This is a genomic window from Methylobacterium variabile (assembly GCF_001043975.1).
GTDB lineage: Bacteria > Pseudomonadota > Alphaproteobacteria > Rhizobiales > Beijerinckiaceae > Methylobacterium > Methylobacterium variabile.
Genome location: NZ_LABY01000042.1, coordinates 21,376 through 36,324 on the forward strand (window position 1 = coordinate 21,376; position 14,949 = coordinate 36,324).

General features: G+C 73.1%; 12 protein-coding genes. 9 read left to right on the top strand and 3 right to left on the bottom strand.

Going from position 1 to position 14,949, the window contains the following annotated elements:
* The first annotated feature begins 331 nt into the window (after window positions 1–331).
* The 3 genes from VQ02_RS07140 (at window position 332) to pepT (ending at window position 4,613) form a co-directional block, all read left to right on the top strand.
* On the top strand, window positions 332–2,599 hold the full coding sequence (locus tag VQ02_RS07140; protein ID WP_048443480.1) for a DUF1522 domain-containing protein: 2,268 nt from the start codon (window positions 332–334) through the stop codon (window positions 2,597–2,599).
* A gap of 126 nt (window positions 2,600–2,725) precedes the next feature.
* On the top strand, window positions 2,726–3,346 hold the full coding sequence (locus tag VQ02_RS07145) for a glutathione S-transferase family protein (protein ID WP_048443481.1): 621 nt from the start codon (window positions 2,726–2,728) through the stop codon (window positions 3,344–3,346).
* Between the two features lie 25 nt (window positions 3,347–3,371).
* Complete coding sequence (gene pepT / locus VQ02_RS07150) at window positions 3,372–4,613, top strand: peptidase T (protein WP_048443482.1); 1,242 nt, start codon at window positions 3,372–3,374, stop codon at window positions 4,611–4,613.
* Between the two features lie 212 nt (window positions 4,614–4,825).
* Here the strand turns inward: pepT and VQ02_RS07155 are convergent, their stop codons facing one another.
* Window positions 4,826–5,395, bottom strand: coding sequence for a TetR/AcrR family transcriptional regulator (locus VQ02_RS07155; RefSeq protein ID WP_048443483.1), 570 nt, complete (start codon window positions 5,393–5,395; stop codon window positions 4,826–4,828).
* Between the two features lie 91 nt (window positions 5,396–5,486).
* Here VQ02_RS07155 and VQ02_RS07160 point away from each other — a divergent pair, with 91 nt between their 5' ends.
* Window positions 5,487–6,680, top strand: coding sequence for an MFS transporter (locus tag VQ02_RS07160; protein WP_048443484.1), 1,194 nt, complete (start codon window positions 5,487–5,489; stop codon window positions 6,678–6,680).
* 176 nt (window positions 6,681–6,856) lie between these two features.
* On the opposite strand, the gene VQ02_RS07165 is transcribed toward VQ02_RS07160, so the two are convergent.
* Entirely contained in the window at window positions 6,857–7,957 is a 1,101-nt protein-coding gene (locus VQ02_RS07165) for a hypothetical protein (RefSeq protein WP_048443485.1), read from the bottom strand.
* 592 nt (window positions 7,958–8,549) lie between these two features.
* Complete coding sequence (locus VQ02_RS07170; RefSeq protein ID WP_048443486.1) at window positions 8,550–9,167, bottom strand: outer membrane protein; 618 nt, start codon at window positions 9,165–9,167, stop codon at window positions 8,550–8,552.
* Between the two features lie 208 nt (window positions 9,168–9,375).
* Here VQ02_RS07170 and VQ02_RS07175 point away from each other — a divergent pair, with 208 nt between their 5' ends.
* The 5 genes from VQ02_RS07175 to VQ02_RS07195 form a co-directional block, all read left to right on the top strand.
* Window positions 9,376–10,575, top strand: a complete 1,200-nt coding sequence (locus VQ02_RS07175; RefSeq protein WP_245239656.1) for a glycosyltransferase family A protein — start codon at window positions 9,376–9,378, stop codon at window positions 10,573–10,575.
* Between the two features lie 46 nt (window positions 10,576–10,621).
* Complete coding sequence (locus tag VQ02_RS07180; RefSeq protein ID WP_048443487.1) at window positions 10,622–11,758, top strand: acyl-CoA dehydrogenase family protein; 1,137 nt, start codon at window positions 10,622–10,624, stop codon at window positions 11,756–11,758.
* The gene (locus VQ02_RS07185; protein WP_048443492.1) at window positions 11,758–12,495 is read left to right on the top strand and encodes a PIG-L deacetylase family protein; all 738 of its coding nucleotides are present in this window, start codon (window positions 11,758–11,760) and stop codon (window positions 12,493–12,495) included. Before VQ02_RS07180 ends, VQ02_RS07185 begins: the two co-directional genes overlap by 1 nt.
* Before the next feature lie 13 nt (window positions 12,496–12,508).
* On the top strand, window positions 12,509–13,102 hold the full coding sequence (locus VQ02_RS07190; RefSeq protein WP_048443488.1) for a class I SAM-dependent DNA methyltransferase: 594 nt from the start codon (window positions 12,509–12,511) through the stop codon (window positions 13,100–13,102).
* Between the two features lie 327 nt (window positions 13,103–13,429).
* Window positions 13,430–14,949 (top strand): putative bifunctional diguanylate cyclase/phosphodiesterase (locus VQ02_RS07195; RefSeq protein WP_048443489.1); only part of this gene is annotated, 1,520 nt, incomplete at its 3' end.

A 14,949-nucleotide genomic window follows, 5' to 3' on the forward strand; every position in this document is an offset into this window, starting at 1 on the left:
ACTGGATATCGTCTTGGGGGTAGGGGTCGTGAAGACACAGACCAACTGAACGTTCTTATATCTAGTCGGTTCTGCAGCGACAATCCGGAAAAGCAAAAAATTCCGCGATGAGCGAGGTTGTGATGCGCTCATGCCGCAGCTGAGACGCATTGCCACTATAATGAGACGGAAAGTCGCTTATTATAACTTTGAGACGATGTGTTCCTTATACGAGATGAAACGCGACAAGATCTGCGGATAGTCATGGTTTTGTTTAGTTCTGAGGTAAGGCCGACGTCGTTTGATCGGTGCGTTGCCGACGTGCTCGGCGCCTCGCCTTCCAGGACTAGTCATGGCATCTGTCACGCTCTCTGCCGCGACGCGGCAGAACCTGCTCGTCGCCCAGAGCACCGCCGATCTGCTGGCCACTACGCAGACCCGTCTCGCGACCGGCAAGAAGGTGAACTCGGCGCTCGACAACCCGACCTCCTTCTTCACCGCGCAGAACCAGAACGCCCGCGCCAACGACCTGACCAACCTGCTGGATTCGATCTCCAACGGCGTGCAGGTCATCCAGCAGGCCAATAGCGGCATCACCTCGATCCAGAAGCTGCTCGACTCCGCCAAGTCGGTCGCCAACCAGGCCCTGCAGGCGGCCTCGGGCTACACGACGAAGTCGAGCGTCTCGACGACGGTGGCCGGTGCCACGGCGCAGGATCTGCGCGGGACGGCGACCTTCTCGAATGCTCAGGCGCCCAGCAACGTGCTGTTCAGCGGCGCGGCGAACGGAACGACCGCGATCACGGGTACGACGACCCTCAGTGGTGTCGCCGGTACGATGAACAGTTCGGCCGCCGTCACCGATGCCGCCAACGCCGCGATTACAGGTGCGACCACGCTGTACGGTGCCGCCGGCCTCTGGGCCGACGCCGCAACCAGCAAGATCAACGACGGGGACGTGCTCACGGTCAACGGGAAGTCCGTCACGTTCAAGGCCGCGGCCCTGCCGCAGGCCTCGACGATGACCGGCACGCAGAGCCAGGTCGGCAACGTCGTGACGGATGGCAGCGGCAACTCGACCGTCTATCTCGGCACCGACGCGACGACCTCGACGGCGACGATGGCCGACCTGCTGAGCGCGATCGACATCGCGAGCGGTGCGCGGTCGATCACCGGCGTGACGGGTGGTACCGCAACGTTGAGCGCTGCCGCCTCGGCGGTCGTAACTACTCCCGTGACCGGAACGATCCGTCTCTCGTCGAGCACCGGCTCCGATCTCAACCTGTCGGGCGAGGCCGACATCCTCAACAAGCTGAAGCTGTCGAGCGCGACGGGATCCGGGGCCGCGACGGTGTCCGTGCTGCGCACGACCACCAGCGCGACCCTGGGGACGCTCGTCTCCGACGGTTCCACGCTCTCGGTCAACGGCAAGACGATCACCTTCAAGGACAACGCGCCGCCGCCCACGACTCTCGCCCGCGGTGGCGTCGTGGCGGGCACGAGGGTCGAGACGGACGGCAGCGGCAACTCGACCGTGTACCTGAAAGGTGCGACGATGAGCGACGTGCTCACCGCCGTCGATCTGGCCTCGGGCGTTCAGACCGCCACGATCGCGTCGGGCGCCGCGACCCTCACGACGGCAGCCGGCGCGACCAACTCGTCGCTCGGCGCGACCGGCGCCCTGAAGATCAGCACCGGCACGCTGTCCGATCTCACCATCACCGGCACGGGCAATGCCATGTCGGCCCTCGGGCTGGCCGGCACCTCGGGCACGTCGCAGAGCTTCACGGCCTCCCGCACGTCCGTCCCCGGAGGAATGGCCGGCAAGACCCTGACCTTCGGCTCGCTGCGCAGCGGCACCGCCGTCAACGTGACCTTCGGCGACGGGACCAACGGCACCGTCAAGACGCTCGATCAGCTCAACACCCAGCTGGCGGCCAACAACCTCAACGCGACCCTGGATTCCAGCGGCAAGCTGACGATCTCGACCACCAACGACAACGCCTCGGCGACGATCGGCGGCACGCTGGACGGCGGCACGATCGGCGGCACCTCGGCGTCCCTGTTCTCGGCCGCGGCCGCGCCGGTCGCGGACGTGAACGCGCAGAATGCCCGTGCCCAGCTGATCAAGCAGTACAACCAGATCCTCGACAACATCAAGACGACCGCGCAGGACGCCGGATACAACGGCACCAACCTGCTCAACGGCGACAACATGAAGCTCACGTTCAACGAACGGGGCACGTCGGCGATCCAGGTTCAAGGCGTGATCTTCGACGCGACCGGCCTCGGCCTGGCCAAGCTCGGCCAGAACGGTCTCAACGAGTTCCAGGACAACACTGCGACCAACAAGGTCATCGACTTCCTGAGCAGCGCGGGCAGCACCCTGCGCAACCAAGCCTCGACGTTCGGCTCCAACCTGTCGGTGGTGCAGAACCGGCAGGAGTTCAACAAGAACGTGATCAACAACCTCCAGAACGGCGCGGCCAAGCTGACCGACGCCGACCTGAACGAGGAGGCGGCGAACTCCCAAGCCCTGTCGACCCGGCAGTCGCTGACCGTGTCGGCCCTGTCGCTCGCCAACCAGGCGCAGCAGAGCATCCTGCAGCTCCTGCGCTGATCGACCCGCCGCAGCGCCACGCGTGAGAGAGGCCGGGGCATGCGCCCCGGCCTCTTTGCCATTCGTGCGGCCGGCTGGTGCCGGCCGGGGTCGTGGCCTAGTTTCGCTCCCGGGAAGGAGCGCACCATGATCCGGTTCTACGCCTGGGACACGCCGAACGGGCGCAAGATCAGCGTCGCCCTCGAGGAGATGGGGCTGCCCTACCGGGTCGAGCCCGTCGACATCACCAAGGGCCGGCAGTTCGAGCCGGACTTCCTCGCCATCAGCCCGAACAACCGCATCCCGGCGATCGTCGACGAGGACGGGCCGGACGGGGCGCCGCTCTCGGTGTTCGAATCCGGCGCGATCCTGGTCTACCTCGCCGAGAAGACCGGCCGGTTCCTGCCGCAGGACCCGCGGGGCCGGGTCGCCGTGATGGAATGGCTGATGTGGCAGATGGGCGGCTTCGGGCCGATGCCGGGGCAGGTCCACCACTTCCTCACCGTCGACGAGGCGAACCGGGCCTATGGGCTCGAGCGCTACCAGAAGGAGACGCGCCGGCTCTACGGCGTGCTCGACCGGCGCTTGGGCGAAGGAGAGTTCGTCGCCGGCGCCCTGTCGATCGCGGACTTCGCCATTCTGGGCTGGGCCTGGCGCCACGCCCGGCACCGGGTCGACCTCGCCGATTACCCGCACGTGCGGCGCTGGTACGAGGGATTGATGGCGCGGCCGGCGGTGCAGCGCGGCTTCGCCGTCGCGCTCAGCTAGAGACAGGGCAGGGGATCGCAGCGATATGCGGGACGGGGACGCGACCGGAATCCGGGCGCAACTGATCGAGCGCTTCTTCCGCTACCTCGCGGTGGCGAGCCAGAGCGATGCCGCCGCGACGAGCCTGCCGAGCACGCCGGGCCAGCGCGCGCTGGCCGAGCTGCTGGCCGGGGAGCTGCGCGACCTCGGCCTCGCGGACGTCGTGGTCGACGGGCACGCGATCGTGACGGCGCGCAAGGCCGGCACCCGGCCCGGCGCGCCGCGGATCGGCTTCGTCGCCCATCTCGACACCGTCGATGTCGGGCTGTCGCCGGAGATCCGCCCGCAGGTGCTGCGGTTCGAGGGCGGCGACCTCTGCCTCAACCGGCAGGAGGATATCTGGCTGCGCGTGGCCGAGCACCCGGAGATCCGCCGCTGGACCGGCGAGGACGTGATCGTCGGCGACGGGACGAGCGTGCTCGGGGCCGACAACAAGGCGGCGATCGCCGTGCTGATGACGCTCCTCGCCACCCTGACGCCGGAGGACCCGCACGGCGACATCCTGATTGCCTTCGTGCCCGACGAGGAGATCGGCCTGCGCGGCGCTAAGGCCCTCGACCTCGCGCGCTTCCCCTGCGACTTCGCCTACACGATCGACGCCTGCGAGATCGGCGAGGTGGTGATCGAGACCTTCAACGCCGCGAGCGCCGAGATCGTCTTCACCGGCGTCAGCGCGCACCCGATGTCGGCCAGGGGCGTGCTGGTGAACCCACTCCTGATGGCGCACGACCTCATCGGGCAGTTCGACCGGGCCGAGACCCCGGAGAACACCGAGGGACGCGAGGGCTACGTCTGGTTCACCGGCCTGCGGGCCCATCCCGGCGAGGCCCGCCTGCAGGCGATGATCCGCGACTTCGACCGCGAGACCTTCGCAGGCCGCAAGCGGCGCCTGCACGAGGCGGCGGAGGCGATCGCCGCGCGCTACCCGACCGGCCGGGTGGAGTGCCGGATCACCGACACCTACGGCAACATCCTCGACAGCCTGGGCGACGACCGCCGCCCGGTCGACCTGCTGTTCGCGGCCCTCGACGCGGAGGGGATCACCCCGAAGCCGCTGCCGATGCGCGGCGGCACCGACGGCGCGGCCCTCTCGGCCCGCGGCCTGCCGACGCCGAACTTCTTCACCGGCGCCTACAATTTCCACTCCCGGTTCGAGTTCCTGCCGGTGCCGGCCTTCGCGGCGTCGTTCCGGGTCGCGCGGCGGATCTGCCTGCTGGCGGCGGGGTGATAAGACTTCCGGAAGATCACTTCCGGGAGTCTTGTCACTCGCCCGCGCGGCGCTTGAGCGAAGCCGATTTCCCGCATCGCGAAAGCGACCGCACAGCGGTCGCCTGAAGCGATCAATCGGAAACCGTATGAGTCCCTCGTCCCGGGCTCCGCTTGCGCGGCTCCGGGACGGCGATGGAGAGGGCGCGCTTCGCCGGTCGGACCGGCGGGCGTTCAGGCCGCGCGCCGCTCGACCGTCGCGAACACCCCCGCGACCAGGCTCCCGACCCGCTCGAGGCCCAGCGCCTCGTCGAACAGGATCCGGAAGAGGATCGGCGCGATCACCCCGTCGAGGATGGTGTCGATGTCCGGAAACACCTCGCCGCGAGCCTCCGCGCGGCCGGCGATGACCGCGATCTGCTGCCTTGCGTAGCCACAGCAGCGCCGGGGACCGGCGGCGCCCTCCGCCGCGAGCACGTCGCGGATCATCTCGCGGCCGATGCCCGAGGACATCTCCTCGGCGTACTGCTCGGCCCAGGCCAGGAGGTCGCCGCGGCCGCTGCCGGTCTCGACCGGCTCCATGTCCGGGCGCAGCCGCTCGACCGCGACGTCGGCGAGCAGCTCGTTGAGCTCGCCCCAGCGCCGGTAGATCGTCGAGGGCGTGACCCCGGCCTCCGCGGCGATCAGCGGGATCGTGACCTCGGCGCGGTCCATCCGGGCGAGCAGGTCCCGCGCGGCGCGGTGGACCGAAGCCTGGACCCGCGCGCTGCGCCCTCCCGGGCGCGGTCCCTCCCTCTCCGCCATCGCCGCTCCGCCTCCAAACGCAAAGAATTTGCTTTTAGCGCTCCCTGGCGCTAGATCACTAACGCAACGGATTTGCTTTAGGGGCACGACGATGCTCAGAGGTCAAGGATCCCGGCGGGTCGACCCGCTCGCCGTCCACGCCGTGACGCTCGGCACGTTCTTCGCCGCCGCGGCAGCGCCGACGCCGCTCTACCGGATCTACCAGGAGACCCTGGCGCTCTCGCCGGTCTTCGTCACCCTGGTCTTCGCGGTCTACGCCGTGGCGCTGCTCAAGGCCCTGCTGGTCGCCGGCTCGCTCTCCGACCATCTCGGGCGCCGGCCGGTGATCGTCGGGGCGCTGCTGCTCGAGGCCGCCGCCATGGGCCTGTTCCTGCTGGTGGGGAGCGGCCCCGGCTGGCTCGTCGTCGCCCGGATCGTGCAAGGGGTCGCCACCGGCATCGCCGCCGCCTCCCTGGGCGCGGCCCTCGTCGACGTCGACCGCACCCGCGGCCCCGTCGTCAACGCGGTCGCGCCGCTCGCCGGCATGGCGGTGGGCGCGCTCGGCACCAGCGCCCTGATCCAGTACGCCCCGCTGCCGCTGCACCTCGTCTACGGCCTGCTGCTCTGCGCCTTCGCCGGGCTGGCGCTGGTGGTCTGGCGCATCCCGGAGAGCGCCGCGACGCGGCCGGGAGCGCTCGCCTCGCTCAAGCCCCGCATGGCCGTCCCGCCCCGGATCCGGCGCCCGCTGGCGCTGATCACGCCGATCAACGTCGCCAACTGGACGCTCGGCGGATTCTACCTCTCGCTGGTGCCCTCGGTCGTCGCGGCGGCCACCGGCAGCCGTGCGCCGCTCACCGGGGGCGCCGTCGTCACCGCCCTGATGGTGGCCGGCGCGGTCTCGGTGCTCGTCCGCCGCACGGCGCCGCCGCGGGAGAACCTCACCGTCGGGGTGCTCGCCACGGCGCTCGGCGTTCTCGGGGTCGTCGCCGGCATCCACGCGGCGAGCGTGCCGGTGCTGATTCTCGGCACCCTCGTCACCGGAAGCGGCTTCGGCGCCAGCTTCCTCGGCTGCCTCGGCACGATCATGCCGCTCGCCGAGCCCGACGAGCGCGCCGGGCTGCTCGCGGCCTTCTACGTCCAGAGCTACCTCGCCTTCAGCCTGCCGGCCGTCCTCGCCGGCTTCCTCGCCCGCGCCCTCGGCTATGCCCCCACCGCGGACCTTTATGCCGGCGCCATCCTGCTGGTGAGCCTGACCGGTCTGCTGGTGCTGCGGGCGAGGTCGCGGCAGGGTCTGGCGGTGGCCTGAGCGGACTTGCGTCGGCCTGCCGCATCGTACCCGACCGTGACCAGGCCCTGCCGGACCGGCAGCCCAGCCAAGCTCCCCCCTTTCCCGGACGACTGAAGCGTCAGCGGAAGGAGATCCGGGATCCAGGGGGAAGAGCCTGACGAGGAGCGTCTCGCCCTCAGCTCCCGGGTGGCGCGCTACAGCATCTTCCGGGCGAACTGCACGAACCGCGACGCCGCCGCACCGACGCGTCTGCGCAGTCCCGCTGCGCCCGTCAGGAGGCGGCCGGAGAACTCCTCGCGGACCACCCGCAGGATCTCCTCGACCTGCTCCTCCCGGCCGGAGCCGGGTCCCAGGCGTGCCAGCTCGTTGACCGGCCGGGACGACGGATCGGCGACGCGCGTGCCCCAGTCCGTGCCCCAGACCCGGCGGGCCAGCAGATCGTTGCCGCGCTCGTGCGCCTGCGTGACCCGCTCGATCATCGCGGGGTCGAGGGCCCGGAACGGCTCGGCGTCGAGGCCCCGCTCGTGCGCCAGGGCGTCGATGCGCGCGGTGACCGCGCGGGCCAGCTCCTGCGCGCCGCCGGCCCCGTCCGCCCGCAGGCGGCGCGCCGCCTCGACCCCCACGGGGCCGAGGCTCTCGTTGGTGCGGTAGGCGAGGTCCGCCGGCGTGAGCAGCGGCAGCAGGCGGTCGGCCAGGCCCAGCTCGACCGCGATCCGCTCGACCAGCGGGGCCCGCGAGCGCCGATCCTGGACCGGTACGAGATGCACCCGCCACGCGGCGGCCCGCGCCCAGCTCCGGAGGCCGTGCAGGTAGTCGAACCGCCGCGCGCGCAGCTCGGCCTCGAACGCCGCCGCGAAGGCCCGGGCCTCGCGCAGGAACTGGATGCGCCAAGTGTACTGCGACTGCAGGTAATCCGCCTGCGGCCGGACGGTCATCAGGATCTCGGGCCGGAAGCCGTGGCGCTCGAACAGGCCGCAGAGGAGCTTCGGGGCGCGGTGCCACGGCGGCAGCCCGCACAGGCTCTCGTAGGAGAGGAGGGCGACGTCGGCCCGGCTCGCCGCGAGCGCCCGGTCGAGGCGGTCCAGCAGCTCGCCCCGCTCGCGCCGCGGCCGGCGCCCGTCCAGGGTCTCCCCGAGATGCTGGTGGCTGACATGGGGCAGCGGCGTGGAGGCCGGGGTCAGCTCGGGATACAGGATGCCCGCGCGGCGCAGCTCGTCCCGGTGCGTGAACAGCAGCATCTGCAGGGACGAGGTGCCGGTGCGCGGCGTGCCGATATGGATGATGGCGCGGCGCATCGGGGCGTCAGCGCCCGCCCGATCGCGGCGGCGGCGGGCGCCGCTCCGGGGACGCGATCGCGCCGCGTCGTCCGTGACGGGCCGCTACCCATGCCAGGGCGGGACGGCGGCCTGTGGGCTTGGGTGCTGGCGGCGGAATCCGGTCGGGGGTCATGCGATCTTCCCTCGCAGGCCCGCATCTCGCCGTGGCGCCCCGGCGATGCCCGCGGGAGCGCGGCGCTCATCAAGGACAGCACGTCGCGACCTCGGCCCGCCCCCCGGCCGAATCCTGCCACGTGCTCCGGTCGCGGTCCGGGCTGGGCCGCTCCCGAAGCGTGAGTGCCGGCCATAACAAGGCAATTTTGCGGCGGCGCAGGGGAGTGGCCGAGCAGAGAACAGGGGACGACGAGAGCAGAGATCGATCAGGCCGCGATCGGAAGCGGGGTCAGGCTCCTGATTCCACCATGATTTCTACGTCGGACCGGCGTTCACCTGAGTGGATGGCGTGCCGGTGATATTTGTTGTTTCCGGGGATGTTTCCCGATTGTGACGCAATGCCATCGCGCACGAGCGAGGCCGGCGCCGTGCGGCCGATCCGGCGCCGGCCGCGGGCTCAGCGCAGGCCGCGGCCGACCACGCCCGCCTCGACGGCGACCGACAGGCGGTCGGTGATCGCCCACTCGACCCCGACATGGGCGTCCGGCCGAACCACGATGTCGTCGCGGGAGAAGGGCACGGAGACCGGCGTCGCCCCTACGCGCCACGTCTCGTGCACGGCCGTCGCGCCCGCCCGGGCGTAGAGCAGCACGTCGGGCGTCAGCAGCGTGCCGACCTTCACCTGCACCCCGCCGGCGAAGTCGCGCGAATAGGCGAGGCGGCCGAAGCCGGGGGTGAGCGCCCCGCCGCCGGCGAGGTAGTCGAACCCGCCGGCGATGCCGTAGACGAACCGGCCCTCCTGCCAGAGCCGGCCGCCCTCGAACCCGAGGGTCGGGCCGGCATAGCTGCCGAAATGCCGCGACGAGACCGCCGCGAACCCCGTCGACAGGCGGGCATAGGAGCCGGCCCAGCGGTTCTCCTCGTCGCCGGGCGGCAGCGGCCAGGCGAAGACGGGCAGCGGCCCGAAGCCGATGAGGCCCTGCGCCGCGGCGGGATCCGGCCGCAGGGCGCAGGTGCCGAGGAGAAGGCAGGCCGCGAGGCGGCGCAGGGGACGGGAAGCCGCAGGTCCGGTCATGCGGGCACGATAGCCCAACGCGGCCCGTCGAGACAGGCCGGCCCGCCTCGGCGAAAACCGCCCGCCGGCCGGCGACGGGGAGGCGCGGCGGGCGACCTGCGCCGCCCAGGGAGTCGTGGTCGATTTGGTCGCACCCCAGGGAACTCGGGGCGGGTATGACATAGGTTGGTTTCAGGAGGCCCGGCCCGGCCTGCCGGAGACGCCGCGCGTGAACCAGACTGGGAGCCGTCCCGACATCCCGGACCTGCGTGGCGCGCCCGCGCCGGCTTGCGTCGTCGCCGTGCCGGTCCGCAACGAGGTCGACCGGATCGGCGCCTGCCTCCGGGCCCTCGCCGGGCAGGAGGCGATCGGGGCGCGAGGCCTCGGGATCGTCCTGTTCCTCAACAACTGCACCGACGGCACGGCGGAGGCCGTCGCCGCCCTCGCGCCCTCGCTCGGCCTGCCGCTTCGGGTCGTCGAGCGGGAGTTTTCCGGCGCCCATGCGGGCTGGGCGCGTCGGGAGGCGATGGAGGCGGCCGCCGCCTGGCTCGACGAGGCGGCGCCGGACGGGGTGATCCTGACGACCGATGCCGACAGCCGGGTGCCGCCGGACTGGGTCGCCCGCAACCTCGCGGCCCTCGCCCGGGGTGCCGACGCGATCGCCGGAACCATCGCCCTCGACGCCGCGGAGGCGGCGCGCCTGCCGGAGGCCCTGCACGCGCGGGGCCGGCTCGAGGGCGCCTACGAGGCGCTCCTCGTCGCCCTCGAGGCCCTGATCGACCCGGTGGCGCACGATCCGTGGCCGCGGCACGCCACCCGCTCCGGCGCCACCCTGGCGGTCCGCTTGCCCGTCTACCGCGCCGCCGGCGGCATGCCGGCGCTGCCCGTGGGCGAGGACCGGGCCTTCGTCGCCGCGCTGCTGCGGGCGGATGCCCGGGTGCGCCATGCGCCGGACATCGTCGTCGTCACCTCGGGCCGGCTCGACGGCCGCGCGCCGGGGGGCGCCGCCGACACGATGCGCCGGCGCTGCGAGGCGCCTGAGAGCCCCTGCGACCCGCGCCTCGAACCCTTGTCCCGCGCCCTGTTCCGGTACGCCTGGGGGCGCCGCCTGCGGCGTCTGCACGCCGCCGGATGCCTCGGGCGCACCCGCCTCTGGGCGCCCTGGCTGCGCATCGGGCGCGAGGAGGCGCGCCGCATCGCCGCCCTTCCCACCTTCGGGGCCTGCCTGGCGGCGGTCGCGGAGGCGAGCCCGCTCCTCGTCCACCGACCCTTGAGCCCGGGCGCGCTGCCCGGGCACATCCGGCGCGCGCGGGCGCTGCTCGCGGGCTTGCGGCGCGGGGCGGCCGGGATCCGGGCCCTGCGCGCCCTCGGCCCGGGCCGGTCCCGGCCCGCGCTCGGCCGGGCGTCGGAGCGGGCCGGCAATGCGTGAGCCCGCGTTCCGGCCGGCGGCGCGGCCATCCGACGAGGCGGCAGAGATGGACCGGCGGACGCCGCCCGAGCCGGCCCGCGACCCCGTCGCGGCGGCGGCCGTCGTCGCGGCCCTGGCCGCGGCACGGGCCGACGCCCAGGACCGCGACGACGGCTTCCCGGCCGAGGACGTCGTCGACCTCGCTCAGGCCGGCCTCCTCGCCGCCCCGGTGCCGGCGGTGGAGGGCGGTGCCGGCCTCGGCGAGGAGCCGGGTGCGGCGGCGCTGGCCGAGGTGCTGCGCCTCGTCGGCTTCGGCAGCCTGGCGCTGGGCCGGCTCTACGAGGGCCACGTCAACGCGCTCCAGCTCGTCGCCCATTACGGCACGCCCGGGCAGCGCCGCTCCCTGTTCGCGGAGGCCCGTGCCGGCCACCTGTTCGGGGTCTGGAACACCGAGCCGGCGGCGGGCGGCCTCGTCCTCGGGGAGGACGGGCGCCTGTCGGGGTGCAAGACCTTCGCGTCGGGGGCCGGCCGGGTCACCCGCGCCCTGGTGACGGCGCGCCCGCCGGGCCAGGCGGCGCCGCTGATGCTCGTCGTCGCCCTCGAGCCCGGGGCGCGCGCCGACCTCTCGGCCTGGCGCGCGCAGGGGATGCGCGCCTCGGCCACCGGCACCGTCGACCTCACGGGCCTGCGGCCCGCGGCCGTGCTCGGCGGCCCGGACGACTACCACCGCCAGCCGCACTTCTCCGGCGGGGCCTGGCGCTTCGCGGCGGTGCAGCTCGGCGGCATCGAGGCGGTGTTCGAGGCCTGGCGCGACCACCTCGCCCGGACCGGGCGCGGCGACGATCCCCACCAACTCGCCCGCCTCGGCGAGGGCGCGATCGCCCTCGAGGGCGCCCGGCTCTTCGTGGCGCGGGCGGCCGGAATCGTCGCCGCGGACGCCCTGCCGGCGGAGCGGATCGTCGCCTTCGTCAACCTCGCCCGGCTCGCGGTCGAGCGGGCGGGGCTCGAGGTGCTTGGGCTCGCCCAGCGCTCGGTCGGGCTGCAGGGCTTCCTGCACGGCCACCCCCTCGAGCGCCTGTCGCGCGACCTCGCGACCTACCTGCGCCAGCCCGCCCCCGACCGGGCGCTCACCGGCGCCGCCGCCGCGATCCTCGCCGACGACGGGCCGGTGGCCGGGCTGTGGCGGCCGCCGGGGACGCGCTGATGCGGGCCGACGCCTTCCTGGCCGCCGCCGCGGCGCTGCCGGTGCGGGACCTGCGCGACCTGGTGCCGGCGGGCGGGGTCGTGGTGGTGGCGCCCCATCCCGACGACGAGAGCCTCGGCTGCGGCGGGCTCATCGCCGAGGCCTGCGCCCGCGGGATCCCGGTCCGCCTCGTCGTGGTGAGCGACGGGGTCGGCTCCCACCCGAACTCGCCGAGCCACCCGCCCGAGCGCCTGCGGACCTTGCGCGAATCCGAGACCCTCGCGGCGGCGGCCGCCCTCGGCCTGCCGGCCGGGCACGTCGCCTTCCTGCGCCTGCCCGACCGGTTCGTGCCGTCCTCCGGGCCCAGGGCCGAGGCGGCGGCCGAGGCGATCGCGGCCGCCGCTCGGGCCTGCGGCGCGGGGGCCCTGTTCGTGACCTGGCGCCACGACCCGCATTGCGACCACGCCGCGAGCGCGGCCCTGGCCGGTCTCGCCCGGCGGCGGCTCGGGGAGGTGCGCCTCTACGCCTATCCGGTCTGGGCTTGGGCGCTGCCGCCGGAGACCGAGGTCGCGGACGCGCCCCGGGGCGCCCGCCTCGACGTCGCCCGCCACCTCGCCCGCAAGGCGGCAGCGGTCGCCGCCCACCGCTCGCAGACCACCGACCTCATCGCCGACGATCCCGGAGGCTTTCGCCTCGAGCCGGCGATGCTCGCCCGCTTCGCGCAGGGCCATGAGATCTTCCTCGATGTCGAATCGTGAGGAGGACGCCGCGATGAGCCGCCACACCGCCTCGCTGCCGCCCGGCTACTTCGACGCGCGCTACGCCGCCGATCCCGATCCCTGGAACTTCGCCGGGAGCCCCTACGAGCGCGACAAGTACGCCGCGACCCTCGCGGCCCTGCCGCGCCCCCGCTACGCCGCGGCGCTCGAGATCGGCTGCTCGATCGGGGTACTGACCGCCGCGCTCGGCTCCCGCTGCGACGCCCTCCTCGGCCTCGACGTGGCCGAGGCCGCCCTGGCGCAGGCCCGCCAGCGCTGCCGCGACCTCTCCCATATCCGCCTGCTGCGCGCCCAGGTGCCGGGGGAGTGGCCGGACGGCACCTTCGACCTGATCCTCCTGTCGGAGGTCGTCTACTACCTCGACGCCGCCGACGTCGCCCGCCTCGCCGGCCGGGTGCGCGCGAGCCTGCGTCCCGGCGGCGACGTCGTCCTGGTGCACTGGACCGGGGAGACGCACTATCCCCTCACCGGCGACGAGGCCGCCGACCTGTTCATCCGCGAGACCCGCGACGTCCTCGCGGTCGACCGGCAGGTCCGTGAAGCGGAGTACCGCCTCGACGTGCTGCGGAGCCGGGCGCCCGCGTAGACTCGCCCGGAGCGTCGCGACATCCCGAGAATTCCAGGCCGACCGGGTCAGATCCGAACCCGCGGCGCGGCGGCTCGTCGCGAGCCCGCGCGCGGTCACGGTCCATTATCCATCCGTCGAGACCATGGTGGAGCTTGTCGCACCTTGCGCCGTTACGTGTGGATGCCCCGGCGCGACGATGGGAACCGTGCGCGGCAGGAGCGAAACCTGAGAGGGAAGCGGCCTGATCTGCAGCGCGAGAGACGAAGCATTAATCGCGACAGGTATAGTCATACCCAGTATCGAAAGCGCCGGCCACCGGCGCCCTCCCGGAGCCCGAAGAGCCCCATGTCTGCCGAGTTGCGCCTCGTCCCGGGCCGCGCGCCCGCTCGCGCGGACGGGCCGGACCTCGCCGCGCCGCAGCGGCTCGCCCGCTCGATCGACGCCATCCGGCACGGCATCCTGCTGATCGATCCTCCCGGCCGCGTCGCGGTCTGCACCGGGCCCGCCCGCGCGCTGCTGGCGCGGCTCGGCGCCGGGGGCGACGCGCCGTCCCTGCGCCGTCTCCTGCGCCTCGCCCGCGCCGGCGCGGGCCTGCCCGTGCGGGAGGTCGTCGCGCGCCTGCGCGGTCCAGCCCCCCTCGCGGTCGCCCTGCACGGCTGCAGCGTCGAGGTCGAGATGCACGCCGTCCCGGGCGAGGGCTGGGCCGTGGTGCTGGAGGACGTCAGCGCCCGCCGGGCCGCGGAGGCGCAGGCCCTCGCGCTCGCCCGCCTCGATCCCCTCACCGGCCTGCCCAACCGGCTGCAGCTGCGCGAGCACCTCGACGCCGCCCTGGCGCGCCTGCGGCGCAAGGCCGAGGGCTGCGCCGTGCTCCTGATCGACCTCGACCGCTTCAAGCCGGTCAACGACACCCTCGGCCACCCGGTCGGCGACGCGCTGCTGCAGAAGGTGGCCGACCGGCTGCGCGCGATCGTCCGGGCCGGCGACACGGTCGCGCGCATCGGCGGCGACGAGTTCGTGGTGCTGCAGGCCGGCGTGGCCGAGCCCGGCGAGGCCCAGGCGCTGGCGCGGCGCATCGTCGACCTCGTCGGCCGCACCTACATGATCGAGGGCCAGCTCCTGACCATCGGGGCGAGCGTCGGCGTCGCCCTCGCGCCGGCGGACGGCAGCGACGCCGACCGGCTGATGAAGAACGCCGACCTCGCCCTCTACCGCGCGAAGCTCGACGGGCGGGGCACCTTCCGGTTCTTCGAGCCCGCCATGGACGCGCGCATGCAGGCGCGCCGGCGCCTCGAGCTCGACATGCGCCAGGCCCTGGCCCGGCGCGAGTTCCAGCTCCACTACCAGCCGCAGCTCAATCTCGCGGACGAACGCCTGGTCGGCTGCGAGGCGCTGATCCGCTGGCGCCATCCGGAGCGGGGCCTGGTCTCGCCCCTGGACTTCATCCCGCTGGCCGAGGAGATCGGCCTCATCGTGCCGATCGGCGAGTGGGTCATCCGCCAGGCCTGCCGCGACGCCGCCGCGTGGCCCCGGCCCTTGTCGGTCGCCGTGAACGTCTCGCCGGCCCAGTTCAAGAGCGACCGGCTGGTCGAGACCATCGTGTCGGCGCTCGGCAATGCCGGCCTGCCCGCCGGGCGCCTTGAAATCGAGATCACCGAGGGCGTGCTGCTGCAGGACAACGAGAAGACCCTGGAGACGCTCCACCGCCTGCGGGCGCTCGGCGTGCGGGTCTCGATGGACGATTTCGGCACCGGCTACTCCAGCTTGAGCTACCTGCGCGCCTTCCCGTTCGACAAGATCAAGATCGACCGCTCCTTCGTCACCGACATGTGCGCCAAGGCCGATTCGTGCGCCAAGGCCGATTCGTG